This window comes from Xanthomonas sp. DAR 80977 (genome assembly GCF_041240605.1).
In the GTDB taxonomy this organism is placed as follows: Bacteria; Pseudomonadota; Gammaproteobacteria; order Xanthomonadales; family Xanthomonadaceae; genus Xanthomonas_A; species Xanthomonas_A bundabergensis.
This window is the reverse complement of the sequence record NZ_CP162487.1, coordinates 3,821,575-3,847,133: the sequence shown is the minus strand read 5'-3', so window position 1 is coordinate 3,847,133 and position 25,559 is coordinate 3,821,575. Positions and strand designations below refer to the sequence as shown.

Here is a 25,559-nt window from a genome sequence, read left to right as displayed (position 1 = left end):
CGGAAGCGCAGGCGCCTCCGGCAACGACCGCAGCCGATCAGGCGGCGGTCTTGATCGCCTTGATGCGGGCGGTCAGGCGGCTCTTGTGGCGCGCAGCCTTGTTCTTGTGGATCAGGCCGCGCGAGCTGAAACGGTCGAGGATCGGCTGGGCAACGGCGAAAGCGGCTTCGGCGCCGGCGGCGTCGTTGGCGTCCAGGGCCTTGATGACCTTCTTGACGGCGGTGCGCAGCATCGAACGCTGAGCCGTGTTGCGCGCGTTGCGCACGACGGTCTGCTTGGCGCGCTTCTTGGCGGACTTGATATTGGCCACGGTGGTGGTTTCCTGGAAAGCTGTGTGGTGGATAAAAACAAGCGGGAGAGTATGAAGGTTCTAAACAACTGCGTCAAGCCAATTGTCAAGAGGGTCGCTGCATGAGCGCGCCGCGCATGCTCCGCGGGCTGCTCTCGTTCAGCAGCATGACCATGGTCTCGCGCGTGCTGGGGCTGGTACGCGATCAGGCTATCACCATTTCGTTCGGCGCCAACGCCACCACCGATGCATTCTGGGTCGCGTTCCGCATTCCCAACTTCCTGCGCCGGCTGTTCGCGGAAGGCTCGTTCGCCACCGCCTTCGTGCCGGTGTTCACCGAGGTGAAGGAGACCCGGCCGCATGCCGACCTGCGCGCGCTGATGTCGCGGGTGTCCGGCACCCTGGGCGGGATCCTGCTGCTGGTCACCGCGCTGGGGCTGATCTTCACCCCGCAGGTGGCGCTGCTGTTCAATCCCGGCTCCAGCGACGATCCGGCCAAGTTCGGCCTGATCGTGGACCTGCTGCGGCTGACCTTCCCGTTCCTGCTGTTCGTGTCGCTGACCGCACTGGCCGGCGGCGCCCTGAACAGTTTCCACCGCTTCGGCCTGCCGGCGCTGACCCCGGTGATCCTCAACCTGTGCATGATCGCAGGCGCGCTGTGGCTGGCGCCGAAGCTGGAGGTGCCGATCCTGGCGATGGGCTGGGCGGTGCTGGTGGCCGGCGCGCTGCAGTTGCTGTTCCAGCTGCCGGCGCTGCGCGGCATCGACCTGCTGACCCTGCCGCGCTGGGGCTGGCAGCACCCGGACGTGCGCCGCGTGCTGACGCTGATGGTGCCGACCCTGTTCGGCTCCTCGATCGCGCAGATCAACCTGCTGCTGGACACGGTGATCGCCTCGTTCCTGTTCGCCGGCTCGCAGAGCTGGCTGTCGCAGGCCGACCGCTTCCTGGAGCTGCCGCTGGGCGTGTTCGGCGTGGCGCTGGGCACGGTGATCCTGCCGGCGCTGTCGCGGCACCACGTCAAGACCGACCACGCCGGATTCTCCAATGCGCTGGACTGGGGCCTGCGCACCACGCTGCTGATCGCGGTGCCGGCGATGCTGGGGCTGATGCTGCTGAGCCAGCCGCTGGTGGCCACGCTGTTCCAGTACGGCAAGTTCACCGCGTTCGACACGCGCATGGCGGCGATGTCGGTGTTCGGGCTGAGCTTCGGCCTGCCCGCGTTCGCGCTGCTGAAGGTGCTGCTGCCGGCGTTCTACTCGCGCCAGGACACGCGTACCCCGGTGCGCGCCGGCGTGGTCGCGCTGGTCGCGAACATGGTGCTGAACCTGCTGTTCCTGGCGATCCTGTACCAGCTGTGGGTGCCGGCCGAGCTGCGCGCGCAGGGCGTGCGCGCGGCGCTGGCGGCGGTGCCGGGCCTGCACCTGGCGCTGGGCCTGGCCAGCGCGGTGGCCAGCTACATCAACCTGTCGCTGCTGTGGCGCTGGCTGCGCCGGGCCGAGGTGTACCGGCCACGGCCGGGCTGGGCCGGCTACCTGCTGCGGCTGGGCGTGGCCTGCACGGCGATGGCCGCGGTGCTGGCGCTGGGCCTGCACTGGCTGCCGGGCTTCACCACGATGGACAAGTGGCACCGCATCGGCAGCCTGCTGGCGCTGGTCGGCGGCGGCGGCGCGGTGTACCTGCTGGCGTTGCTGGCACTGGGGTTCCGGCCGCGGGATCTGAGGGAGCATTAGGGGCCGGACTCGGGACTCGGGACTCGGGACTCGGGACTCGGGACTCGGGACTCGGGACTCGGGACTCGGGACTCGGGACGGGTCTCATCGGTCGGTGAGTCGGCGCCGTAGTCCGTTGGATCATCCGCAAGAGGTGCTGGCGCGGTCGGCTCCTGCTTTTACGGGTCCCGAGTCCCCAGTCCCCAGTCCCGTGTTACCCAGCCAAGTCCCGAGTCCCGCACCACCCAAGCTATACTCGACGGTTACGCATCATCGGCCGGCGCACGCGCGCCGGCGCTTCGGACCGAGGAATGAGCAGGCTGTTTAGAGACGTCGAGGGCGGGACTTTGTTCCCGCAGGGAAGCGTGGTCTGCATCGGCGCCTTCGATGGCCTGCATCTGGGCCACCGTGCGCTGGTGCGCCATGCGCTGGCGCGTGCCCGCGCGCTGGGCGTGCCGGCGGTGGCCTTGAGCTTCGAGCCGCTGCCGCGCGAGTTCTTCGCGCCGTCGGCGCCGCCGCCGCGGCTGACCCTGGCGCGGGCCAAGGTCGAAGGCCTGCAGCAGCTCGGCGCGGACAGCGTGGGCCTGCTGCGCTTCGACCTGCGCCTGTCGTCGATGAGCGCGCAGGACTTCGTGCGCCGCACCCTGGTCGATCGGCTGCAGGCGCGCGAGGTGTGGATCGGCCCGGCGTTCCGCTTCGGCCACAAGCGCGGCGGCGACATCGCGCTGCTGCGCGAGATGGGCGCGCAACTGGGTTTCGCCGCCGGCGAGATCGAGCCGGTGCACCTGCGCGAGGAACGCATCTCCAGCACCCGCATCCGCGAACTGCTGGTGGCCGGCGAGTTCGCGCATGCCGCCGAACTGCTGGGCCGCCCGTACGCGATCGACGGCCGGGTGGTGCGCGGCAAGCAGCTCGGCCGCACCCTCGGCTATCCCACCGCGAACCTGCGCTTCAACCGCACCCCGGCGCTGTCGGGTATCTACGCCACCTGGGTGCACGGGGTGGGCGAGCGGCCGTGGCCGTCGGTGTCCAGCTTCGGCACGCGGCCGACGGTGCAGGGCGTGGAGCCGCTGCTGGAAGCGCACCTGTTCGATTTCCAGGGCGACCTGTACGGGCGCCACATCGCCGTGGAATTCGTCGCCAAGCTGCGCGACGAGGAAAAGTTTTCCGATCTGGCGGCGCTGACCGCCCAGATGCACCGCGACGCCGCACTGGCGCGGCGCCTGCTCGCGTCGGCGCAGGAACCCGCGCTGGCGCACGCCGACGCCGACGGCGCGAGCCGTGCGCACCAGCCCGCGCCTGCGCGCGGACTCTCCAATGAAGACAACCGGTAAATCCCCGTGACCCAGGACTACAAAGCCACCCTCAATCTGCCGGCGACGGACTTCCCGATGCGCGGCGATCTGCCCAAGCGCGAGCCGGACACGCTGGCCCGCTGGGAAGGCGAGGGCCTGTACGCGCAACTGCGCGACAACGCCCAGGGCCGGCCGCTGTTCGTGCTGCACGACGGCCCTCCGTACGCCAACGGCGCGATCCACCTCGGCCATGCGGTCAACAAGATCCTCAAGGACATCATCGTCAAGTCCAAGTACCTGGCCGGCTTCGATGCGCCGTACATCCCGGGCTGGGACTGCCATGGCCTGCCGATCGAGATCGCGATCGAGAAGAAGTACGGCAAGGTCGGGGTCAAGCTGGACGCGGCGCAGTTCCGGCAGAAGTGCCGCGAATACGCCAACGAGCAGATCGACATCCAGCGCCGCGACTTCAAGCGCCTGGGCGTGATCGGCGACTGGGACAACCCGTATCGCACGCTGGACTTCCATTTCGAGGCCAACGAGATGCGCGCGCTGGCCAGGATCGTCGACAACGGCCACCTGACCCGCGGCGTGAAGCCGGTGCACTGGTGCTTCGATTGCGGCTCGGCGCTGGCCGAGGCGGAGATCGAGTACGCCGACAAGCAGTCGCCGACCGTGGACGTGGCCTACACCGCGCGCGACGGTGCGGCGCTGGCGGCCGCGTTCGGCGTCGCGCTGCCGGAGGATGTCGAGGTCGCGGTGCCGATCTGGACCACCACGCCGTGGACGCTGCCGGCCTCGCTGGCGGTGTCGCTGGGGCCGGACCTGGTCTACGCGCTGGTCGAAGGCCCGGCGCACGACGGCCGCCGCCGCTGGCTGGTGCTGGCCGATGCGCTGGCCGAGCGCGCGCTGCAGCGCTACGGCGTGACCGAGGTCGTGGTGCACGGCCGCGTCGCCGGCGCGGCGCTGGAAAACCAGCTGCTGGCGCATCCGTTCTACGACGAGCGCGACATCCCGCTGATCCTCGGCGCTCACGTCTCCGACGAGGACGGCACCGGCGCGGTGCACACCGCGCCCGGGCACGGCCAGGAAGACTACGTGGCGGCCAGGCAGTACGGCCTGATCGAGCGCTACAGCGCCGCGCAGATCAACCCGATCGACGGCCGCGGCGTGTACCTGCCCTCGACCCCGCCGGCCGATGGCGTGGCGCTGGCCGGGCTGCACATCTGGAAGGCCAACGACACCATCGCCGAGGTACTGGCCGCGCGCGGCGCGCTGCTGGCGCACGCGAGCATGGTGCACAGCTATCCGCACTGCTGGCGGCACAAGACCCCGATCGCGTTCCGCGCCACCCCGCAGTGGTTCATCTCGATGGAGCAGGCCAACCTGCGCGCCGACGCGCTGCAGGCGATCGAGGGCGTGCACTGGTATCCGTCCTGGGGCCAGGCGCGCATCGCCGGCATGGTCGCCGGGCGCCCGGACTGGACCATCTCGCGGCAGCGCACCTGGGGCGTGCCGATCGCGCTGTTCGTGCACCGCGAGACCGGCGAGCCGCATCCGCGCAGCACCGAGCTGATGCGCCAGGTCGCCGACCGCGTCGAGGAGGGCGGGGTGGACGTGTGGTACACGCTCGACGCCGCCGACCTGCTCGGCGAGGAGGCCGCCGACTACGACAAGATCACCGACATCCTCGACGTGTGGTTCGATTCGGGCGTGACCCACGAGGCGGTGCTGGCCGAACGCGGCATCCCCAAGCCGGCCGACCTGTACCTGGAAGGCTCGGACCAGCACCGCGGCTGGTTCCAGTCCTCGCTGCTGACCGGCGTGGCGTTGGACCAGGCGGCGCCGTACCGGCAGTGCCTGACCCACGGCTTCACCGTGGACGAGCACGGCCGCAAGATGTCCAAGTCGCTGGGCAACGGCATCGAGCCGCAGGACATCATGAAGACGCTGGGCGCGGACATCCTGCGCCTGTGGATCGCCTCCAGCGACTACAGCAACGAGATGTCGCTGTCGCAGGAGATCCTCAAGCGCAATTCCGACGCCTACCGGCGCCTGCGCAACACCGCGCGCTTCCTGCTCGGCAACCTGCACGGCTTCAATCCGGCCGCGCACCTGCGCACCTTGCCGGAGCTGGTGGCGCTGGACCGCTGGATCGTGCATCGCGCCTACGAGGTGCAGGAGCAGATCAAGGCCGCCTACGCGCGCTACGACTTCGCCGCGATCGTGCAGGCGCTGCTGAACTTCTGCAGCGTGGACCTGGGCTCGCTGTACCTGGACGTGACCAAGGACCGGCTGTACACGATGCCGGAGGACTCGCACGGCCGGCGTTCGGCGCAGACCGCGATGTTCCATGTCGCCGAGGCGTTCGTGCGCTGGATCGCGCCGATCCTGAGCTTCACCGCCGACGAACTGTGGGGCTACCTGCCCGGCGCGCACGTGGGCAACGTGCTGTTCGCGACCTGGTACGAAGGCCTGGCGCCGCTGCCGGAGGACGCGGCGCTGAGCGCGGCCGATTTCGAGCAGCTGCTGGCGCTGCGCGAGCAGGTGGCCAAGGTGCTGGAGCCGATGCGCGGCAACGGCGTGATCGGCGCGGCGCTGGAGGCGGAGATCACCGTTGCCGCCGACGCGGCTACCGCGGCCAAGCTGCAGCCGCTGCAGGAGGAACTGCGCTTCCTGTTCATCAGCGGCGACGTGGTGGTGCGCGAGGCCAGTACCGACGAGATCTTCGTCAGCGCCCAGGCCACCGCCAAGCACAAGTGCGTGCGCTGCTGGCACCACCGCGCCGACGTGGGCGTGGATCCGGCGCACCCGGAACTGTGCGGCCGCTGCGTCGGCAACGTCGAAGGACCGGGCGAGGAGCGCCACTGGTTCTGATCCGTTCCTGCGCGATGGGGACCGCGGCGGCGACGCGTTCGGCGTCGCCGCCGCCTTCCCCGCGCAGATTCCCGTTGCATCCATTCTTCGCCCGAGGCGGACCCCGCGCATGACCGTACGACCCAAACCCTCCGCCCTGATCTGGCTGCTGCTGTCCGCGCTGGTGATCGGCCTGGACCAGTGGAGCAAGGCCTGGGTGCTGTCCAGCCTGCCCGAGTTCACCGCGGTGCCAGTGATCCCCGGTTTCTGGAACTGGTATCGCACCTACAACACCGGCGCTGCGTTCAGCTTCCTGAGCCGGGCTGGCGGCTGGCAGCTGTGGTTCTTCACCGCGCTGGCGGTGGGCATCAGCGGCCTGCTGGCCTGGTGGCTGGCGCGCACCCCGCGCGGCGACTGGCGCAGCGCGATGCCTTATGCCCTGGTCATCGGCGGCGCGATCGGCAACGTCATCGACCGGCTGATGCACGGCCACGTGGTGGATTTCATCCAGTGGTACGTGGGCGACCACTACTGGCCCTCGTTCAACATCGCCGACTCGGCGATCGTCGCCGGCGCCGTGGGCATCGCCCTGTTCGGCGTGTTCGACGGCAAGTCGAAGCGAAAAGCGGGATAATTGGGCAATGGACGTCCTGCTCGCCAATCCCCGTGGTTTCTGCGCCGGCGTCGACCGTGCGATCGAGATCGTCAAGCGCGCCATCGAGACCCTGGGCGCGCCGATCTACGTGCGCCACGAGGTGGTGCACAACCGCTTCGTGGTCGACGACCTGAAGCAGCGCGGCGCGATCTTCGTCGAGGAACTGGACGAGGTGCCCGACGGCAACACGGTCATCTTCAGCGCCCATGGCGTGTCCCAGGCGGTGCGCCAGGAGGCCGAGCGGCGCGGGCTGAAGGTGTTCGACGCGACCTGCCCGCTGGTCACCAAGGTCCATTTCGAGGTGGCCCGGCACTGCCGCGCCGGCCGCGACGTGGTGCTGATCGGCCATGCCGGCCACCCGGAAGTGGAGGGCACGATGGGCCAGTGGAACCGCGAACGCGGCGCCGGGCGCATCTACCTGGTCGAGGACATCGACCAGGTCGCCACGCTGGACATCCAGCAGCCGGAGAACCTGGCCTACACCACCCAGACCACGCTGTCGGTGGACGACACCCGCGGCATCATCGACGCGCTGCGCGCGCGCTACCCGGCGATGCAGGGGCCGAAGAACGACGACATCTGCTACGCCACCCAGAACCGCCAGGACGCGGTGCGCGACCTGGCCAGGCAGTGCGACTTGGTGCTGGTGGTCGGCTCGCCGAACAGCTCCAATTCCAACCGGCTCAGCGAGCTGGCGCGGCGCGACGGGGTGGAGTCCTACCTGATCGACGGCGCCGACGAGATCGACCCGGCCTGGGTCGCCGGCAAGCGCCGCATCGGCCTGACCGCGGGCGCCTCGGCGCCGCAGGTGCTGGTGGACGGGGTCATCGCGCGGCTGCGCGAGCTGGGCGCCGACGGCGTCGGCGAACTGGCCGGCGAGCCGGAGTCGATGGTGTTCGCCCTGCCCAAGGAACTGCGCCTGCGCCTGGTCAATTGACCGGCGGCCGGCACCCCCCTAGAATTGGCGGTTCAGCCGGAATAGCTCAGTTGGTAGAGCGGCGCATTCGTAATGCGTAGGTCGTAGGTTCGATTCCTATTTCCGGCACCAGATGCAGCGAAAAGCCCCGGCCTTGGTCGGGGTTTTTTGTTTGGGCGTTGTGCGGTTGGTTTCAAGAATTGACGAGTCGGGAGCGAGTTGGGGCCGTTGTTGAGCTCTGCCCACATTTTTCGCATTGCCGAGGTCCGTTTACGACATCTTCGGTCCGCTCTTGCTTGGATCGTCCAGACCACGATCATGTGTTTGCGCGAGTTCTTGCGAACGCGTCTGCTCCTGCATATCCCGAGCCTGATTGGCGGCCAGGTATTGTTGCTCCTGCGATGCTGCCAGCGCCTCGCTCGTCGGCATTTGAGCACGGTTGGCGTAAGGATCGGGAGATGCGCCAGGACCGGAACGCATTACGAACATGGTCTCGCCAGCCGATTGCGTTGCTGTAGGCAAGTTCAATGCGACCGCCACTTTGTCATCGGGTTTGAACCCTGCCTCCACTGCCATCCTGTATGCGCTGGCGACCATTTGTTCACTGCGTTCGTCCCAAGGCTTGTTGGCCTTTTCATCGAGTCCGGCGACAGATGAGCGCAATTGCTCCACCATCGCGGCATCTTCGGGCCTTGGGCCGGAAGGGGTGAGCCCTCCCTCCTTTTGCGGAGCCGCCTGAGAGCGTGCGTCGCCGCCGCCAGCTCCGCTCAGCGTGATCCCCAGCTGGCCGCTCTGGAAATTCTCGATCACCGCCGGTTCTCGCAGCGCCTGATCGGTGGCCAAGGTGTCGGTGACCGAGAGGTTGTTGTTTTCGAGAGTGTAGATGAAGCGCCCATCTTCGCTGCGGTAGGTATTGGCGGGATCGGAGTCCGAGTGCCTGCCGCCCGTCAGTTGCTGCCCGCCCCAGCGCACTTCACCCATGCCGTCGCTGTCCATCACCGTATCACCGGCCCCGATCACGTAGGTGTCACGGCCTTCTCCGCCTTCCATTCGGTCGCGGCCCTTTCCGCCGATCAGGATGTCGTTACCGAGGTGGGAGCGCAGGGTGTCGTTGCCGCCGCCGCCAATCAGCAAGTCGTTGCTTTCGACCTCGGCATTGCCGCTCATCCTTCTGGAATCAATGGTGGTGGCATGGTTCTCATCAACATCTTGCGTGGTGTTATTACGCTGGTCCTGGCGAAGGTTGTTGCCGGTACGAAGCTCCCTTCCGGGGTCAAGATAGATCGCGGTAGTTGTGAAATTTTCATTCTGCAGCCGGTCAGCCAGTTCAGGGTTCTCGGTCCTGAGCTCTTCCAGAAGTCTGTTCCTAGCTGGTTCCAGAGCGGAGGACAGTGTCTGAACTTGCCCATACTCCTGTGTCAAATCTGGGTAGTTGTTATTGGCCTGCACGATGGCACTTGTTTGCGCTTGGTTGCCGTCTAGGTCAACCCCCCAATTGCGTTCGTTCTCCAAAATATCGTCGCGGTGGAGCTGGAACATCCTATAGACGTTGCGAGCCTCGTCAGGTGTTACGTTTAGCGGATCATTGTAGAGGCCGAAAATCTGCGATTCCATGTTGCGACGAGCGCGCAATCCAAGCTGTACTTCTGGATCAGGGTTGGTTCCTCGGCTGTTGTAACGTAATTGATACCATGCCTCCGCGCGGTCGCCATCTCTGATCGCATCATTGAACCCTTGCATATGGGTCGCCATGCGTCCGGCACCACGATTGTATGTAAGCGACACGACAACAGCCCGCTCATCTGAGAATGGCATGTTCAGGCTCGTGGCATGACCTTCGTACCTGGATATGCTGGCGTTTTCCAGCAAGCTGCGGGCTTCATCGCGTGTAATTTGTACGTTGAATGCAAGTCCCAAAGCAGTTCTCTGCCCCGCAGGCGCTCTGTCGATAGCAGCTAGCTGCTGGCGCTCGGCTTGAGACAGTTGTACGCCAGCCCTGTCCCATAGTTCGACATTGTTTTCCCTATTGAAAGTGTACCCATACCCTATAGTGGCCATATCGTCGCGAGCGTCGTAAGGCGCGGCACGGTATCCCTCGAAGTTCTGGATCATCACGCTGGCCCGCTGGCGATACTGGTCTTCCGTGCGCTCTCTATAGTCGATTGGCATTTAACGCCTCCTTCGCTCGCCTTGGGCCGGTGATTTCAGCCCTGCTGGTCTGCCCACTGGCACGGGGCTGATTCAAGTTCTTTAAGATGCTTGATGTATTCGGGCGCGGTTGTTTGGGATAGTGTGCTTTCCTTTGGAATGATCGGCGGCTCGTCATCCAGTCCGGCCACCACCATGCCCACGCGGCGCCATACAAGGTCCGTTCCGGAAATTTCACCATTCGCCAAGTACCAAGCGTTGTTTCTTGTGCTCTTGATCAAAAGGACCGCGTTTTTTCCATTGAATGTGCCTATCACGGTTCCAGGATCACTTTCATCAAGCCGAGATAGTCCTGGAGTGGCAACGAAGTGGTCTCCGCAGATCCTGTCGCCATTCTGGGTGAGATACAGGTCGAAGCTACCGCATTGCAATTGCGGGTTTGCTTCGTCGCACAATTTGACCGACCAGACGCCGTTGAAATCAGCCTTTGCTGCCTTTAATGGCTGGCTAGAAGCGCAGGCGGCCATGCCGACGCACAAAGCCAGGAGCGTACCCACGAGAAAACGAGCGGGGCTGCCTGTCCGATGATTCCCATAGGCCATGCGGTTCTCCTGATACCTATCAGATGGGTATCAGTCTAGCCAAAGATGGATTCTGGTCCTACTTCTGCAGGCTAGGGATTTTCCTACTTTGACGTCAGAGAACGTCTCTGTCGGCTACTCCGCGTGCGTGGTGGCGGGCAGCGAGCAATTGGTGTCCGCGTCGCCGGGCTTGCGCTTCCACTGCCATGTCGCCACGGTCTCCCCACGCGGTTTGTACGACACCGTCAACGGCTTACCCTCGCGCAGGAACTGCAAAGTGAGGATGCCCTCCTGCTCCCCCTGCAACTGATCCTGGCCGACCGGGCGGGTGATTTCATCGCCGTTACGGACGCCGGCTTTTGCGGCGGCCGAGCCGGGGATCAGGTCGCGGACGATGCGCGGGGATTCGGTCAGCACCGCGGGGGCGAAGCCGAGTTCGTAGCGGCGCATGGACTGGGAGATGCGTTCGAAGCAAGGGCCGAAAGCGTCGCTGGCGGGCAGCGGTGCGGCGCCGTCGAGCATGGCGTGCAGTTGGCGGACCGCGTCCTCGCCGAGGTTGTCGCGCAGCAGCGCTTCCCAGTCGGCGATGCCGAGCGGCTTGTCGCCTTGCCGGCGGTGCAGCATCGCCAGGATCAGGTCGTCCAGCGATTTGCGGCCGCCGCTCGCTTTGCGCATCGCGTCGTCCACCGTGACGAAATACAGGAAGCCGCGATCGTAGGGTAGGGTGCGGATGCGGGTGTCCTGCCAGAACTTCGTGGACACTTCGCTGTTGGGGGCGTTGCCGAGGAGGTTGGTGTAATAGCGGGCGGCAGTGAAGTTGAGGTCCTTCAGGAACGCATCGGCGTCGATCATGCCGTAGCGGAATGGCAGGCGCGCCTGGTAGAACACCGCAGTGCCTTCGTTGAACCAGGAATCGGCAAGCGTCTCGCCGTCGTACTGCGAACTCATGTGCGGCTGGAAGGTGTGGAACATCTCGTGGGCGAGGGTCAGCTCCAGCTGTTCCGGATCGTTGCCGCGGTCGTCGTCGTAGGTGACGATGAAGGAGTTGTACATGCCCATGCCGCCGCCGGGGTTGACCCGGTTGCGGCGCAGGAACACGCCGTAGGGCGTGGCCGGCGCGGCGAAGAAGGCCTGGTAGTGCTGACGCAGTTGTTGGGTCCACGCCAGCAGTTTTTGCGCGTCGAACGGGGTGTTGCCCTGCCAGGCGGAGAAGAAGCCGGTGGCGTCGGGCGACTGCGGGTAAAGGCCGATCTTGCCGGCCATGAAGTAGCTGCTGTCCAGCGCTTCCATGCCGACGTCGCGGGCGTTGCGGTCCTGCAGGCTGCTCACGGCATGCGCGCCGGCGCCCAGTGCGGACAGGTCCCAGTGCAGCTCGATGTCGTGCCGGCCGCTGGTCGGATGCAGCAGGAAGGTGGCGCCAGCGCCGGAGAAGGCGCCTTCCTCGCTGCGCAGTTCAATGGGTGGCGCGGCGCCGCGCGCGGCCAGCGCTTCGGTCATCGCCGCGCGATAGGAGAAACGCAGGGTGCCGGCGACAGCGCGGTCGGCATACCACTCGCGCTGCCGGGCCGGGCCTTCGCCCTGGTCGCGATAGCGCAACTGCACGGCGCCTTGATCGTCGCGCGCGGCCAGTTCGCCGACGCTGGCGGCGATGGTGGGCACGTTGCTGGTCACGTGCGGCATCGCCAGCACGGTGGTGCCGGCCGGCGTGGCCGGCAGCGGGATGGCTTCGTCCACCAGCAGTGCCTCGATCCTGCTGCCAGCGGCGTCCGCCTGCGCATGGATGGTGATCGCGTACGGCGCCTCGGTCGCGGCCAGGGCCGGAGACGCGGCCGCGGCGAGGGCGAGTAACAGGCAGCGTTGGCGTGGCATCTTCATCGGCAAGGGTCGCGGCAGGTGGGGATCAGGGCGAACAGCGGGCGGCCAGCGCCGGATCGACGGCGAAGCGCCAGGCGTCCACGCGCGCGCTGCGCGGCAGGTAGTCGATCTGCACCCGCTTGCCGTCGCGCTCCAGTTTCAGCTGCATGTGCGTGCGCTCGTCGGCCATCGCCTGTTCCAGCGGGGTGTATTCGACGATGCGGTCGTTCTCCTGCACGCCGGCACGGGCAGCGGCGGACTCGGGCAGCAGGTTCTTGACCACGCCCATGCGCATGCGATCGAAGCCGAGTTCGAACGGCTGGTGCGGCGCGGACACGACGCGGTAGCAGCCGAACGCCGGGGCCGCCGGCACGATCAGCTTGCCGGCGACCATCGCGTCGAACGCGGCGCCGGCGTCGGCGCCGAGTTCGCGCACCACCATCGCGCGCCATTCGGGCACGCCGATGCTCTCGCCGGCGCGTTGGCGCTTGAGCACTTCCAGCACCAGGTCGTCCACCGAATGCGCCTGCCGGCCGTGCTGGCGCAGTTGCGCATCGACGTCGACCAGGTACATGAAGCCGCGGCCGTACGGCACGCGCTGGGCGCGCGCGTCCTTCCAGAAACGTTCGCCGGCGGCCGTGTTGTCGAGCGCGCGGAACGGGTTGTCGTAGTAGCCGTCGGCGCGGTGGTTGATCGCCTGCAGGAAGGCGTCCTTGTCGTACACGCCGGCGCGCAGCGACAGCAGCAGCGAATAGAACTCGGCGGTGCCTTCGGTGTACCAGGCGGTGAGCGCGTGCTCCTCGCCGTCGAGCTTGGGCCAGGTATGGGCCATCTCGTGCGCCAGCAGCGCCTGCGGGCCTTCGGCGATGGTCTGGCCCTGCGGCCCGTAGCCGAACATGAAGGAGTGCGCCAGGCCGGTGCCGCCGCCGGCCGGATACGGGTTGCGGCGGGCGAAGGCGCGATAGGCCGAGCCGTCGTCGCCGAAGAAGCGCGCCATGTAGCGGTACAGCTGGCCGGTCTGCTTGGCCAGCAGCTGCGCGTCGAACGGCGGGGTGTCCATCCAGTAGAAATGGAAGACGTCGTCGTCGCTTTCCGGCACCCGCTGCATCCTGCCCACGGCGTAGTAGGAGAAGCGCAGCAGGTCGCTCGGCGCGGTGGCGCGCTGTTCGCCTTCGCCGACGCTCCACACGCCGCGCGCGCCGGCCGGCAGCGCGCCCAGGTCCCAGCGCAGGTGGATCTGCCGCGGCGCCTCGCCCGGCGGCAACGCCATGAAGTAGACGCCGGCGCCCATCAGGCCGCCGTCCTGCGCGCGCAGGTCGAACAGCGGGCCGTTGCGGGTGTCGGCATCGACCGCGCGCGGCGGCGTGGCGTAGTCGACCTCGACGTCGCCGACGCTGGCGCGGGTGGCCAGGTAGTTGCGGTACCTGCCGGACGGATCGGGCGCTTCGTCTTCGGCGCGCAGCGGCAGGGCGCCGCGCGCGTCGCGCACCTGGATCTGCTCGGCGCGGTAGGCGGCGGTCGGCGTGGACACCAGTTCCACCGGCATGCGCAGCAACGGCGCGCCGGCCGCGACCTTCGGCGCGGGCAGGTGCAGGTGTACCTGCAGCGCGCCGATCCGGCCGGCGTCGGCCTTGGGCGTGAGCACGACTTCCAGCGGCACCGGGGCCGCAGGCGGTTCGGCGGCGAGCGCGGCGCAGGCCGGGGTCAGCAACAGGGCGAGGTGGAGCCAGCGGGAAGTGCGTGCGGTCATGGTGTGGCCTGGGGCAGGTAGGCGATGCATTCGATTTCCACCTTCGCGCCCAGCGCCAGGGCGTTGGCGCCGATGGCGCTGCGTGCGGGCAGGTGGCCGGGTTTGAAGCGGCGCACGTACAGGGCGTTGAACGCCGGCCACTGCGCCATGTCGGTCAGCATCACCGTGCACTTGGCGATGTCGTCCATGCCGGAGCCGGCCAGGGCCAGCGCGCTGGCGACGTTGTCCAGCGCGTTGTTGGCCTGGGCCGCGAAGTCCTCGGGCAAGCCGCCCTGCGCGGCGCTGCCGATCTGGCCGGAGACGTAGAGCGTGTCGCCGGCGCGCACCGCGGCCGAGAACGGCGCGCCGGGCGCGGTGCCATAGCGCTGCAGCGGTGCCGGCGCGGCCTGTGCGGTCCACGCCAGCAGCGCGCACAGCAAGAACGGGAATCGCTTCATGACAGGGCCTCGATCAGGCGTTCGACATCGTCGCTGCCGTTGTAGAACGACGGCGACACGCGGAAGTAGTTGCGGTACAGGGTGACGGCGACGCCGGCCGCCTTCAGCTTCGGCGCCAGCCGCTTGCCGACATCGCGCTGGGCGAAGGAGACCAGGGCGGAGCTGGAGTCCGGCGGCGTCATCGCGTCGAAGCCGAGCCGCGGGATCGCATCGTGCAGGCGCGCCAGCAAGGGTTGCCGCCATGTCTGGATGGCGTCCACGCCGAGGCGCTCGATCAGTTCCAGCGACGTCGCCAGCGCGGCCGCCGCGGAATTGTTGAGGGTGCCGACCTCGATCTTGCCGGCCAGCCCGCCGATCGCCTGCGTCTCCAGCGGCGGCTCGCCGGGCGGGTCGAACGGCAGGATGTGCGAGACGCTGTCGCCTTCCTGGCGGTAGCCCCACACGATCTGCCGCAGCGCGTCCTGGCTGGCGCGGCGCGCGTACAGCACGCCCAGGCCGAAGTCGCCCATCATCCACTTGTAGGTGGAACTGGCGGCGAAATCCACGCCGCTGCCGTGCAGGTCGATCGGGGTGTTGCCGGCGGCCTGGATCAGGTCGGCGTAGACCAACGCGCCGCGGCTGTGGGCCAGGTCGCAGACCGCCTTGAGGTCGTGCTGAAAGCCGTTGACGCTGGACACCAGGGTCAGCGCGACCAGGCGCGTGCCGGGGGTGATCGCCTTGTCCAGGTCGTCGAGCCGGATGCGGTTGTCGCGCGGGCGCACCACCTGCACGTCGAGCCCGCGCTTGGCCAGTTCCATGTACATGAACAGCGAGCCGTTGAAGTGGTAGGCGTCGGTGACCACGCGCTGGCGGCTGTGCGGGATGCCGAGGCCGTTCAGCACCAGGTTCTCGCCGAACATGGTGCTGGGGATCCACGCCAGTTCGTCGCGGTCGGCATGCAGCAGCCGGCCCAGTGCGGCCATCGCGCGTTCGCGGTCGCCTCCCATGTCGACCTTGTCGGCGCCGGCGTTGATCAGCCGCGCGTCGAGGAAGCCGCGCTGCGCCTGCGCCGCGGCGCGGCTGACCGGATGCATGTAGGCGCCGTTGAGGTAGCAGCCGTCGATCTCGAAGGCCTGGTTGAGTCCTTGCAGGCCGCGCGCGGGCGTGGCGGCAGTGGCGGCGGCCGCGGCGGCGTTGCCGGCGATGCCGGACAGCGCGGCCGACAGCGGCAGCGCGCCGGCCGCCGCCAGCAGCTGCCGGCGGGTGGGATCGAAACGGGGCGTTCGCGTGTCCATGGTGGCGTTCCTGCAGGCGAGGGTCAGTGCAGTTCGGCTTCGGCTTCGATCTCGACCGGGATGCCGAACGGAAGCTCGGCCATGCCGACCGCGCTGCGTGCATGTTGGCCCAGTTCCGGGCCCCACAGTGCCAGCAGCAGGTCCGAGCAGCCGTTGATCACGCTCGGCTGGCGCTGGAAGCCGGGCGCGCAGCGGACCATGCCGAACACGCGCACCCAGCGCTTGATCCGGTCCAGGCTGCCCAGGCTGCGTTCCAGGCTGGCCAGCATCGACAGGGTGGTCTGGCGCGCGGCGGCATAGCCCTGCGCCTCGTCCAGCGCTTCGCCGATGCGGCCGACGCCGCCGGCGGTACTGCCGTCCGGATGCTGCGGGCCGTGGCCGGAGATCAGCACGCGCTTGCCGATCACGTGCACCGGGGCGAACGGCAGGATCACCCCGTCGGGCACGCGCAGCGGCGGCGGCAGGACCAGGCCGAGCGCGTGCAGGCGTGCGGTCACGGTGTCCGACAGGGAGAAGTGCGGGGTTTGCATAGGAGAGGTGGCCGTGCTCATTGGAGGGTCTTGGGGGGCGGCGCGAACGGTTCCACGCCGAGGGCGCGGTAGATCTCGGCGGGCAGGTACAGCTGCCGGTCCTTCACCACCAGCGCGGGCTGGCGGATCGCGGCGATGTCGGTGGTCGGGTCGCCGGGCAGCAGCACGAAGTCGGCCTGCTTGCCCGGATGCACGCTGCCGAGCCGGTCGGTGCGGCCGAAATGCAGCTCGCTCTGCCAGGTGCCGGCGCGCAGCGCCTGCTGCGGGCTCAGCCCGGCGGCGACGTACAGCTCCAGCTCGCGGTGCACGGTGAAGCCGGTGGTGTCGTCGGTGCCGGGCAGCAGCACGGTGCCTTGCCGGTGCAGGCGGCCGATCAGTTGCAGGGTCTTGTCCAGCGCCTGCCGGTATTGCGCGTCGGTCTGCGGCGTGAGATCGGGCACGAAGGTGCGCTGGCGGTAGCGCTGGTAGGCGATCGGCATGTGCGACAGGTACGGCGCATCGGCCGGCAGCACGCTGCCGGCGCGGCTGAGCATCAGCCGTTCCAGGATCACGTCGGTGGTGTCCAGGGCGATGTCGCGCTGGCGCATCAGCTCCAGCGTGCGCCGCACCTGCGGCGCATCGAGGTCGAGATCGGCGACGCGCTTCATCGCGGTCAGCCGCAGCGGCGTGCGCGTGTCCTCTCCGGGCGCGAGCACCCAACCCAGCATCAGCTGGTTGATGTGGGTGATCTCGTCGTAGCCGGCGGCGATCATCGCGTCGGCGTTGGTGAAGGCCGGCACGTGGCCGGTGACGCCCATGCCCAACGCATGCGCGCGCGCGGCGATCGGCGCCACCCAGGCCGGATTCATCGAGTTGTAGAGCTTGATCTGCCAGTAGCCGTGGTCCTTGTACCAGGCCACGTCCTTCAGCGCGTCGTCGAGGCGGTCGACGACGAAGCCGTTGCGCGCCGAGTACGGGCTGCGGCCTTCGAGGAACCCGTTGCGGACGATGCGCGGACCGGCGATCTCGCCGCGTTCGATGCGCGCGGTCAGGTCGAGCAGGAAGGCGTTGTCGTTGCCCATGTCGCGGGTGTTGGTGACGCCCGCGGCCAGGTACCACAGCCCCGAGGACAGGGTGCTGTGCGAATGCATGTCGTGCAGGCCCGGGATCACCGTGCCGCCGCCGCCATCGTAGACGCGGTCGCCGGGCGCCGGTTGCCACTGCGCGTCCACCGAGACGATGTGCCCGTCGGCGACGTGGATGTTCACCGCGTCGCTGCGCAGCCCGTTGATGGGATCGAACACGTGCACGTTGCGCAGCCACAGGCCATGCGTCAGCGGATGCGCGAGCTGGCGCTGCAGGACCTGCGCGTGGGCGAACTGTTGCGCTTTCACCGCGTCGGTCAGCGTCGCCAGTTGCGCCTGGTAGCCGTCGCGGATCGCCACGGCGTCGTCGTCGAGGTCGGCCAGCAGCGCGCCGTCGGCATCGACGGCGAGGTAATGCGGTTCCAGGTCCAGCCCGGACAGCCGCAGCAGCCGCGCCTGCAGCGGCGGCGCCCCGGCCTGGCCCGGCAGCGCGAGCGTGCCGACCAGCTCCAGTTGCATGCGCCCGCTGGGCAGCACGTCCAGGCGATGCCCGGGCGCCGCCAGCAGCGCCTTGGCGTAGGTCCACATCGCCCAGGGGCTGCTGTCGTTGGTGATGTACAGCATCGGGTGCGGCTGCGCGCTGCGGCCGCTGTCGGCCTGGCTGTTCCATTCGGCGACGCCGTCGTGCCAGCGGTAGCGCTCGGCGACCTGGCCGCCCATCAGCGAGGTGCCGGTGACCGACCAGGCCAGCGGCAGCGCGTGCTCGCCGAGCACGATGGTCTCGTGGTGCTTGGGGCCGCGGCCGTTGTTGTCGACGTGGTAGTCGACCTCGTAGGTGTCGCCGTTGGCGGCGGCCTTCAGGTAGCCGGCGGTCTCGCCGTTGGCGATCAGCAGCAGCGATTGCGGCGGGTTCGCGGCCGGCGCGGCGTGGGCGGCGAAGGCGAAGGCGCCGGCCAGGGCGGCCGCAAGCAGGGGGCGGATCATTCGAGGAAGTCCTTCAGCAGCGCATGCAGCTGCGGGCGCAGCGCCTCGTCGGCGAACACGGCGTGGCCGCCGGGCAGGACGCGGAACGCGATGCGCGCCGGATCCAATCCGCTGTGGTGCAGGGCATGCCAGGGGCCGAGCGCGGGCACGGCCAGGTCGTAGTAGCCGTTGAGCGCCAGCACATGGAAGCCGGGATTGGCCTGCGCCAGCCGCGCCAGGTTCGGCGTGGGATTGAAACGCATCGCGCTGCCGAACGGGCGCGGGCCGGCGCCATCGTCGGCGGCGAAGCGCCAGGCCATGGCGATGTCGATGTCCAGGCTGACGTAGTCGCGCGGCAACCCGTCGCCGAACAGACCGTGCAGGTAGTCGGCCAGCAGCGCCGAGTCGATGCGGTTGCCGTGGCCGAGGCCGAGCGCCGGATCGTTGGCGGCCGAGGGCCGATCCGGCGCGGCCGCTTGCGGCGCCGGCAGCGCTGCGGCGATGCGGCTGTCGAGCCGGCCGATCTGCTGGCCGTCGGCCGCCAGCACGCCGAGCCGGAAGCTTTCCACGTCCGGACGCAGGTCGGCCGCCAGCAGCGCCTGCTCCGGCAGGCCCAGCAGCGCGGACAGGCGCGCGGCGATACGGCTGCGCGCGTCGGCCGGCAGGGCGCTGCCCTGCAGCAGCGCCTGCGCGTAGTCGCCGAGCGCGAACGCACGCGCCTGCGCATAGACGTGTTCGACCGCTTGCCCGGCCAGTTCGCCCTTGCCGTGGGCGGCCGCCGCGACCGCCAGCGAGGGCAGGTCGAACTCCGCGCGCAGGTCGTTGCCGGCGCTGTCGTCGCCGCTGGTGGCATCGAGCAGCGGCGAGACCAGCAGCACGCCGGCCGGACGCAGGTCGGCGACGTCCGCGGCGAGCAGCGCCAGCCGGTAACCGCCGTAGCTTTCGCCGGCGATGTACAGCGGCGCGCGTTCGCGCCCGTGCGTCTTGAGCCAGTGCCGGATCATCGCCTCCACCGCCTTGGCGTCGCCATGGTCGGACCAGTAGCGCTCGCGCGCGGCGGCGTCGGCCGGCGCCTGGCTGAAGCCGGTGCCGGGCGGATCGATGAACACCAGGTCGGCGGCATCGAGGATGCTGTGCGGATTGGCGCGCAATGTCTGTCGCTTGCCGTCGCGCACTCGCAGCAGCGGGCCGAGGCCTTCGACCTGCAGCACCGACGATGCGCCGGGGCCGCCATTGAAGGCGAACAGCACCGGCCGCGTGCCGGCATCGGCGCGTTCGGCCAGATAGCCGATGGCGCTGATCGAGGCGGCGCGCGCGCCGTTGCTGCCGACGAAATCGAGCTGGTCGAAGCTGACCCGGTAGCGCAGCCGTTGCGCGCCGAGGCGGGCCTGCTGCGGAGCGGACAGCAGGGTCGGGTACGCGACCGGCGCCGCTGCGTCGTCGTCGGCAGCATCGTCGGCAACGGCGGCGAACGGCAGCGCCGTCGCCAGCAGCAGCGCCAGGCCGTGGATCCAGTTCATCGAGACATTCCGCAATGGGGAAAGGGGCCGGCCGCCCTGCGGCGGCCGGCGGCGCGCATCAATAGTCCCAGGCCAGGGTCAGGCCGACCGTGCGCGGCTGGATCAGCGTGGCGCCGAGCGTCGAACTGGCCAGCGAGCCGCGGCGATTGGCGTTGATGTAGCCGACCTCGTCGGTGAGGTTGCGCACGTACAGCGTGGCGCTCCAGGCCTGGCCCTGCACGCCGGCGTTGAGGCCGACGGTGGTGTAGCTGGGCAGGTGGATGCGCGGGATGTTGGCCGAGGTGGTGAACTCCATGTCGCGATCGCCCATGTAAGCCGCGTCGGCGCCGACGAAGCCCTCCAGGTTGTCGCCCAGCGCGAAGTAGCGCTTGAGCGAGGCCGAGGCGCTGTTGCGCGCCGAGTACGGCAGGCGATCGCCGTCCTTGCCGTAGGCGGAGGAGCCTTCGACGTAGCCGGGGATGTCCTGGGCCAGCGTGGCATGGGTGTAGGCGTAGCTGGCGCTGACCTTCCAGTCGGCCGACGGCACCCAGTTGACCGACAGCTCCAGGCCCTGACTGGTGGCCTTGCCGGCGTTGGTGGTGTAGCTGCTGCCGAAGGTCGGCTCGACCTGCGAGATCTGCAGGTCGCTCCAGTCGATGTGGAACAGCGCCGCGTCCAGGCTCAGCGAGCGGTCCAGCAACTGGGTCTTCAGGCCCAGCTCGTAGCTCCACAGGCTGTCGGAGCTGTAGGAGAACGGGATGTTGGCCACCAGCGTGCCGTTGCTGCCGCCGGCGCGGTAGCCGGAGGCGATGCGCAGGTAGGTCATCAGCTCGTCGTTGAAGCGGTAGCGCGGCGAGAACAGGTAGGTGGTGGCGCTGTCCTTGTTGCTGTCGAAGCCCAGGCTCGGGTCCTGCAGCAGGCCGCCTGTATCGCTGTTCTCGCGCAGGCTGTTGCGCGCATAGCGCGCGCCGAGCTGGATGTCGAACTGCGGGGTGAAATGGTAGGTGCCGTCGGCGTACACCGCCTTCTCGCGGTAGCTGTTGTCGCCCAGCGAGACCAGCAGCGGGAAGTCGCGATAGATGGTGCCGCTGGACTTGTCGGCGATGTAGAAGTTCTGCGTGCTCTTGGCCTCCTCGTCGCTGTAGAACGCGCCGACCTGCCAGTCCAGCGCGCGCTCGCCCTGCGAGACCAGCCGCACTTCCTGGGTGGTGCGGTTGGTGTTGTAGCGGTTGTCGATCAGCGAACTGGGGTTGGCGCTGTCCAGCCCGAAGATGCCGGCGAACACCGGCGCGAGCCGGCCGATGGTGGTGTAGCCCACGTCCTGGTAGGCACGGCTGCGGTGCTGCGCATAGCCGCTGATGCTGTCCAGCGTGGCCCAGCCCAGGTCCCAGCTGACCTTGGTGGTGTAGAAGCGCACCTGGCCCTTGAAGGTGTCGCCGCCGCTGATGCGGTCGTGGCTGTACTGGCCGTACAGCGGATGCAGCTCGGGGTCGGTATCGACCACCGAGCTGGAGCCGGTCTCGGTGTCCTGGAACAGCGCCGAGGAACGCACCGTCACGGTGTCGGTGACGTTCCACAGCGCCGAGACGCGGCCGCCGCGGACCTGGCTGTCGTTCTTGTCGTCGCTGTTGGTGTTGTGGACGAAGTCCGGGTCGCGACGCTGGAACAGGCTGACCCGCAGCGCGAAGCGGTCGGAGAACGGCAGGTTCACCGAGGTGCGCGCGTTGTAGCCGGAGCCGCCGTGCGCGGCGCTGGAGCCGCCGGCCTCCACGCGGCCGAAGGTCGCGCTGGTGTCCGGATCGGTCATCGCGTACTTGATCAGCCCGCCCATGCTGCTGGCGCCGTACAGCGTGCCCTGCGGGCCGCGCAGCACTTCGATCTGCTGCAGGTCGGACGGGTCCAGGTCGGGGATCGCGCCGGTGCTGAGCGCCGAACCGTAGGGCACGTCGTCGATGACGATGCCCGAGGTCGGGCGGCTGCCGAGGCCGGAGTCGGTGGCGATGCCGCGCAGCACGATGTTGCTGCTCATCGGCGACTGGATGTAGGACAGGCCGGGCAACTGGGCGAAATAGTCGGCCAGCTTGTAGCTGCCTTCGCTGCTCATCTTCTCGGTGTTGAGCACCTGCACCGACATCGGTACGTCCTGCAGGCGCTCGCTGCGCTTCTGCGCGGTCACGGTGATGGTGTCCAGCTGCGTGGCGGCGCCGTCGTCCTGCTGGGCGAGCGCGACGGAGGGCAGCAGCAGGAGCGCGCTGGCGGGGCAGCACAGCACGCGCGAAATGACCTGGGAAAGACGGTGGCGGGCGACGGATGACATGGGCGGGACTCGCTGGCTGGCGGTGGGCGGGGCGGGGTGGATGGAGCGCGAACGACGGGTGCTGCGGGAACGGCGGAATGTCATGTCACCAGCTGCGGCGGACCATCTGGCGGATGTCCTGCGCGAGATCGGCGGCGCTGCGCTCGACCGTGTACATCATGTGTCCGCCCTCGTAGTAGCGGGTGCGCACCTGCTGCATCGGCAAGCCGGACTGCGCGGCGAGATAGTCCATCGCGCCGATCGTGGTCTGGCTGTCGTAATAGCCGTTGCCGACCAGCAGCCGGCAGTCCGGATTGGACGCCAGCAGTTCGCGCAGTTGCCCGACCCAGGGGTAGTCGCCGAACGGCGACTTGTTGGCGTCCCAGTCCCAGGCGTTGAAGTCGCTGGAGGTCGGCATCGCGGTGGAGTAGCGGCCGGCCTGCGCCGGCACCTTCAATACCTGCCGGTAATAGCGTTGCGCGACGGCGTTGTAGTCGGGCACGCTGGCCGAATCGCCCTGCGCGTCGAGCAGGTAGCGGCCGTCGCTGGCGGACAGGATCTGCCCGGGGAACAGCTGGCGCGCGTAGGCGACCTTGGAGACCTTCAGGTCGGCCTTCAGCCAGGCCTGCGCCGGCAGGCCGGTGAAGCCCTGCAGCGCCTGCGCCACCTCCTCGCGTTGCTGCGCGCTGGCGCGGTTGCCGAGGAACAGCGTGGTCAGGTAGCGGTCGCGGCCGTAGGCGGCCGCGGCCTCGACGAACTGGGCGAGGCTGCGCCCGCCGCGATCGACCTTGCCGTGGTACCAGCCGAGTGCGGCCAGGGTCGGCAGCGACACCGCGTAGCTGACGATGTTGTCGCGGCGCTGCGCGTATTCGAGGATGTTGGCGGCCTGGCCCAGCAGCACGATGCCGTCCACCGCGATACCGGCCGCCTTCAGCTGCGTGGCCGCTTCCGGCGCGCGCAGGGTGCCATAGCTTTCGCCGAGCAGGTACACCGGCGCACCGCGACGGCCGTGCCGGTCCAGCCACTGCGTCACCAGTTGCGCGAGCTGGCGCGCGTCGGCGCGGGTGGAGAACTGGCTGGCCGGCGCCACGCCGTCGGCGACGCGGCTGTAGCCGGTGCTGGCCGGATCGAAGATGACGATGTCGGCCACGTCCAGCGGCGAATAGCGGTTGTCCACCAGCCTGAAGCCGGCCGCCTTGGCATGCAGGTCGTCGGGCACGGCCAGCCGTTGCGGGCCGAGCAGGCCGAAATGCAGCGGCGTGCTGGCGGCGATGGGGCCGCCGTTGAAGGCGAAGATCACCGGCCGCGCGCTGCCGGCGGACGCGGCGATGTAGGCGGTGGACACCAGGCGCGCGAGCGGGCGTCCGTCGGCGCCGTCGATGGCGTAGGTTTCCACGGTCGCGCTGTAGTCGATGCGCTGGCCGTTGAACGTGCCGCGGTGCTGCGTGGTCACCGGCGTCGGCAGCGTCACCCGGTCCAGCGTGGCCGGATCGACGAAGCCCGGCTCGGCGGCATGCGCGCTGCCGGCGGGCAGCGCCATCGCCATGGCCATGGCAAGCGCCAGGATCGGCAACACCGCTCGGGTCTTCGGCGGCGCAGGGCCGCGGCGTACGCGCGTGGATCGCATGGGCTAGTCCGTGCTGGGAAGGGTGGGAGAGGCGGCGAGGAAGTGCTCGAACGCGTGGCGGCCCTGGGCGCGGCTGGCGCGTTCGGAGTACCACATGTGCCCGCCCTGCAGGCACAGGTTGGTCACCCGCGCGGCGTAGCGCGGGCCGGCGGCGCGGGTGGTTTCCACCGAGCTTTCGCAGGGCCAGCCGTCGTAGCGGCCGCGCAGGGTCAGCACGCGCAACTGCGGGTCCTGGTCCATCGCCTTGCGCAGCGGCGCAGCGGCGCCGTCGGGAATCTTCTGCGAGAAATCCCACAGTTGCGCCATCCAGTCGTCCGGCATGCCGCTCTTCGGGTCGATCGAGCGCGGCAGCGGATGCACCGCGTTGCCGAACGGGCCGCGATACAGCAGGTCGCTGTCGAAGCCCAGCTGCTGGCGCAGGTAGCGGTTGAACACGCGCGAGGTGCCGTTCATCAGGCCGGCCATCGGCTGCAGGCTGGGGTCGATCCCCGGCAGCCACGGCGCGTCCTTGGCGCGGCGCGGGGCAGTCATGCGCAGGTCGTAGCGGCCCAGCTCCAGGCCCCGGTCGGCGAGCAGGCGGTCGGCGAAATCGGCGGTGGACACGGTCAGCTGCTTGGCATCGATGTCCTGTGCGCGCAGGCCGGTGAAGCGCACCAGCCCGTCCAGGATGCGGCGCCGCGCTTCGGGCGTCTGCGCGGCCGGGGCGGACAGGAACGGCAGGTAGTCCTGCTGCATCCACGCCTGCGCGCGGGCCACCGCGCTCGCTTCGTCCAGCGCCTGCAGCGTCGGGTCCAGGCGCCGGTGGTAGTGCGCCGCGGCGGTGAACTGCGGCAGGTTCAACGCGTCTTCCGGGTACGCCGCCGGCGCCGTGCCCAGCTCGAGGTTGTAGGACACCAGCACCACGCCGCGCACCGGCATGCCGCGGCGCTCCAGCACTTCGGCGACCAGCATCGCGCGGGTCACGCCATAGCTTTCGCCGGCCAGGTACAGCGGGCGGTCCCAGGCGTCGTGGCGGGTCAGGTAGACCCGGATCGCCTCGGCGATCACTTCCGCATCGCCATGCGAGGTGTACAGCGTGGGCAGGTCCCTGGCCTCTGCCGCGCGGCTGTAGCCGGTGCCCACCGGATCGACGAACACCAGGTCGCTGGCGCCCAGCCAGCTGTCGGCGTTGTCGACCAGCGGCCGTTCGCTCTGCGCCGGCGTCCAGTCCGGCAGGCGCGCGGCGGCGTCCAGGCGGCGCGGGCCGACGCCCATGTGCAACTGCGCGGAATTCGAGCCGGGACCGCCGTTCCACAGGAAGGTGAGCGGCCGCGCCGCGCCGGCGCCGGCCGGGACGCTGTAGCCGACGAAGAACACCGAGGCCAGCAGCCGCCCGGTCGCGTCCTCGTGGATCGGCAGCAGGCCGGCCTCGGCGCCGTAGCGCAGCGTGCCGTGGCCGTCGACGGCCACGCGGCCGGCCGAGCGCAGCTGCACGTCGGCATGCACCGGCACCGCCGCCGCGGCACCGGCGATGCCGGACAGCCACAGCGCCGCCGCGGCCGCGAACGGGCGCAGCCAGGCATCGGCGCGACAGCACGATCTGGCGGACGGCATGGACGTCGGCATGGACAGCACGGTGTTTCCCCTGGCGAAGCGTGGCTGGACGCCCGATGCATGGGCGGCGGCGGCCCCCTTGGCCGCGATGCGATGCTGCTTCAACAGTTTGTTGATATACAAAAATAATTTGTATGTCAAGGCCGCGTCACGATCTTCCTGTCCGTTTGCGTGCCGGCACGCTGCCGTCTCGACGCCTGCCGGCGCAGCCGGCAAGATGGCC

General features: G+C 68.9%; 18 protein-coding genes and 1 tRNA gene. 6 read left to right on the top strand and 13 right to left on the bottom strand.

The genetic code is table 11. From position 1 onward, the window contains the following. Positions 1-37: 37 nt before the first annotated feature. Positions 38-310: a 30S ribosomal protein S20 gene (gene rpsT / locus AB3X10_RS16170; protein ID WP_003469619.1), complete on the bottom strand. Its 273-nt coding sequence runs from the start codon at positions 308-310 to the stop codon at positions 38-40. A gap of 116 nt (positions 311-426) precedes the next feature. Between rpsT and murJ the strand changes: the two genes are divergently transcribed. The 6 genes from murJ (at position 427) to AB3X10_RS16140 (ending at position 7,852) form a co-directional block, all read left to right on the top strand. Continuing rightward, a complete protein-coding gene (murJ, locus tag AB3X10_RS16165) occupies positions 427-2,019 on the top strand; it encodes a murein biosynthesis integral membrane protein MurJ (protein ID WP_369981868.1) in 1,593 nt (530 codons plus the stop codon). Positions 2,020-2,309: 290 nt separating this feature from the next. Continuing rightward, positions 2,310-3,332 carry a bifunctional riboflavin kinase/FAD synthetase gene (locus AB3X10_RS16160; protein WP_369976316.1) on the top strand — a complete coding sequence of 341 codons (1,023 nt, stop codon included), beginning with the start codon at positions 2,310-2,312 and terminating at the stop codon, positions 3,330-3,332. A 6-nt stretch (positions 3,333-3,338) separates the two neighbouring features. Further along, positions 3,339-6,170: an isoleucine--tRNA ligase gene (ileS, locus tag AB3X10_RS16155; RefSeq protein WP_369976314.1), complete on the top strand. Its 2,832-nt coding sequence runs from the start codon at positions 3,339-3,341 to the stop codon at positions 6,168-6,170. A gap of 109 nt (positions 6,171-6,279) precedes the next feature. Further along, positions 6,280-6,783 (top strand): signal peptidase II, encoded by a 504-nt coding sequence (gene lspA, locus AB3X10_RS16150; protein WP_369976312.1) that lies wholly within the window; start codon positions 6,280-6,282, stop codon positions 6,781-6,783. Positions 6,784-6,790: 7 nt separating this feature from the next. Beyond that, positions 6,791-7,741, top strand: coding sequence for a 4-hydroxy-3-methylbut-2-enyl diphosphate reductase (gene ispH, locus AB3X10_RS16145; protein WP_369976309.1), 951 nt, complete (start codon positions 6,791-6,793; stop codon positions 7,739-7,741). A gap of 35 nt (positions 7,742-7,776) precedes the next feature. Then, positions 7,777-7,852 (top strand) — tRNA-Thr (locus AB3X10_RS16140). A 138-nt stretch (positions 7,853-7,990) separates the two neighbouring features. Here AB3X10_RS16140 and AB3X10_RS16135 read toward each other — a convergent pair. The 12 genes from AB3X10_RS16135 to AB3X10_RS16080 all read right to left on the bottom strand — a co-directional run bounded on the left by AB3X10_RS16135 (position 7,991) and on the right by AB3X10_RS16080 (position 25,336). Further along, complete coding sequence (locus tag AB3X10_RS16135; RefSeq protein ID WP_369976307.1) at positions 7,991-9,889, bottom strand: XVIPCD domain-containing protein; 1,899 nt, start codon at positions 9,887-9,889, stop codon at positions 7,991-7,993. 35 nt (positions 9,890-9,924) lie between these two features. Continuing rightward, positions 9,925-10,470: a hypothetical protein gene (locus tag AB3X10_RS16130; RefSeq protein ID WP_369976305.1), complete on the bottom strand. Its 546-nt coding sequence runs from the start codon at positions 10,468-10,470 to the stop codon at positions 9,925-9,927. Between the two features lie 114 nt (positions 10,471-10,584). After that, on the bottom strand, positions 10,585-12,324 hold the full coding sequence (locus AB3X10_RS16125) for a peptidase M61 (protein ID WP_369976303.1): 1,740 nt from the start codon (positions 12,322-12,324) through the stop codon (positions 10,585-10,587). A 25-nt stretch (positions 12,325-12,349) separates the two neighbouring features. Beyond that, positions 12,350-14,053: a hypothetical protein gene (locus AB3X10_RS16120; RefSeq protein ID WP_369976301.1), complete on the bottom strand. Its 1,704-nt coding sequence runs from the start codon at positions 14,051-14,053 to the stop codon at positions 12,350-12,352. Continuing rightward, positions 14,050-14,490, bottom strand: a complete 441-nt coding sequence (locus tag AB3X10_RS16115) for a RidA family protein (RefSeq protein ID WP_369976299.1) — start codon at positions 14,488-14,490, stop codon at positions 14,050-14,052. Before AB3X10_RS16115 ends, AB3X10_RS16120 begins: the two co-directional genes overlap by 4 nt. Next, positions 14,487-15,764: an aminotransferase class V-fold PLP-dependent enzyme gene (locus tag AB3X10_RS16110; protein ID WP_369976297.1), complete on the bottom strand. Its 1,278-nt coding sequence runs from the start codon at positions 15,762-15,764 to the stop codon at positions 14,487-14,489. The genes AB3X10_RS16115 and AB3X10_RS16110 overlap by 4 nt, the downstream gene beginning before the upstream one ends. A 23-nt stretch (positions 15,765-15,787) precedes the next feature. Continuing rightward, positions 15,788-16,315: a RidA family protein gene (locus AB3X10_RS16105; protein ID WP_369976296.1), complete on the bottom strand. Its 528-nt coding sequence runs from the start codon at positions 16,313-16,315 to the stop codon at positions 15,788-15,790. Then, the gene (locus AB3X10_RS16100; RefSeq protein WP_369976294.1) at positions 16,312-18,342 is read right to left on the bottom strand and encodes an amidohydrolase family protein; all 2,031 of its coding nucleotides are present in this window, start codon (positions 18,340-18,342) and stop codon (positions 16,312-16,314) included. Before AB3X10_RS16100 ends, AB3X10_RS16105 begins: the two co-directional genes overlap by 4 nt. After that, complete coding sequence (locus AB3X10_RS16095; RefSeq protein ID WP_369976292.1) at positions 18,339-19,841, bottom strand: S10 family serine carboxypeptidase-like protein; 1,503 nt, start codon at positions 19,839-19,841, stop codon at positions 18,339-18,341. The genes AB3X10_RS16100 and AB3X10_RS16095 overlap by 4 nt, the downstream gene beginning before the upstream one ends. A 58-nt stretch (positions 19,842-19,899) precedes the next feature. Next, positions 19,900-22,137 carry a TonB-dependent receptor gene (locus tag AB3X10_RS16090; protein ID WP_369976291.1) on the bottom strand — a complete coding sequence of 746 codons (2,238 nt, stop codon included), beginning with the start codon at positions 22,135-22,137 and terminating at the stop codon, positions 19,900-19,902. A gap of 85 nt (positions 22,138-22,222) precedes the next feature. After that, on the bottom strand, positions 22,223-23,668 hold the full coding sequence (locus AB3X10_RS16085) for a S10 family peptidase (RefSeq protein ID WP_369976289.1): 1,446 nt from the start codon (positions 23,666-23,668) through the stop codon (positions 22,223-22,225). A 78-nt stretch (positions 23,669-23,746) separates the two neighbouring features. Then, positions 23,747-25,336, bottom strand: coding sequence for a S10 family serine carboxypeptidase-like protein (locus AB3X10_RS16080; RefSeq protein WP_369976288.1), 1,590 nt, complete (start codon positions 25,334-25,336; stop codon positions 23,747-23,749). Positions 25,337-25,559 lie beyond the last annotated feature (223 nt).

Bases quoted from the DNA above. Each gene is read 5' to 3' on its own strand.
- murJ (WP_369981868.1), top strand. From the start codon at position 427: ATGCTCCGCGGGCTGCTCTCGTTCAGCAGCATGACCATGGTCTCGCGC.
- AB3X10_RS16160 (WP_369976316.1), top strand. From the start codon at position 2,310: ATGAGCAGGCTGTTTAGAGACGTCGAGGGCGGGACTTTGTTCCCGCAG.
- lspA (WP_369976312.1), top strand. From the start codon at position 6,280: ATGACCGTACGACCCAAACCCTCCGCCCTGATCTGGCTGCTGCTGTCC.
- ispH (WP_369976309.1), top strand. From the start codon at position 6,791: ATGGACGTCCTGCTCGCCAATCCCCGTGGTTTCTGCGCCGGCGTCGAC.
- AB3X10_RS16135 (WP_369976307.1), bottom strand. From the start codon at position 9,889: ATGCCAATCGACTATAGAGAGCGCACGGAAGACCAGTATCGCCAGCGG.
- AB3X10_RS16130 (WP_369976305.1), bottom strand. From the start codon at position 10,470: ATGGCCTATGGGAATCATCGGACAGGCAGCCCCGCTCGTTTTCTCGTG.
- AB3X10_RS16125 (WP_369976303.1), bottom strand. From the start codon at position 12,324: ATGAAGATGCCACGCCAACGCTGCCTGTTACTCGCCCTCGCCGCGGCC.
- AB3X10_RS16120 (WP_369976301.1), bottom strand. From the start codon at position 14,053: ATGACCGCACGCACTTCCCGCTGGCTCCACCTCGCCCTGTTGCTGACC.
- AB3X10_RS16115 (WP_369976299.1), bottom strand. From the start codon at position 14,490: ATGAAGCGATTCCCGTTCTTGCTGTGCGCGCTGCTGGCGTGGACCGCA.
- AB3X10_RS16110 (WP_369976297.1), bottom strand. From the start codon at position 15,764: ATGGACACGCGAACGCCCCGTTTCGATCCCACCCGCCGGCAGCTGCTG.
- AB3X10_RS16105 (WP_369976296.1), bottom strand. From the start codon at position 16,315: ATGAGCACGGCCACCTCTCCTATGCAAACCCCGCACTTCTCCCTGTCG.
- AB3X10_RS16100 (WP_369976294.1), bottom strand. From the start codon at position 18,342: ATGATCCGCCCCCTGCTTGCGGCCGCCCTGGCCGGCGCCTTCGCCTTC.
- AB3X10_RS16095 (WP_369976292.1), bottom strand. From the start codon at position 19,841: ATGAACTGGATCCACGGCCTGGCGCTGCTGCTGGCGACGGCGCTGCCG.
- AB3X10_RS16090 (WP_369976291.1), bottom strand. From the start codon at position 22,137: ATGTCATCCGTCGCCCGCCACCGTCTTTCCCAGGTCATTTCGCGCGTG.
- AB3X10_RS16085 (WP_369976289.1), bottom strand. From the start codon at position 23,668: ATGGCCATGGCGATGGCGCTGCCCGCCGGCAGCGCGCATGCCGCCGAG.
- AB3X10_RS16080 (WP_369976288.1), bottom strand. From the start codon at position 25,336: ATGCCGTCCGCCAGATCGTGCTGTCGCGCCGATGCCTGGCTGCGCCCG.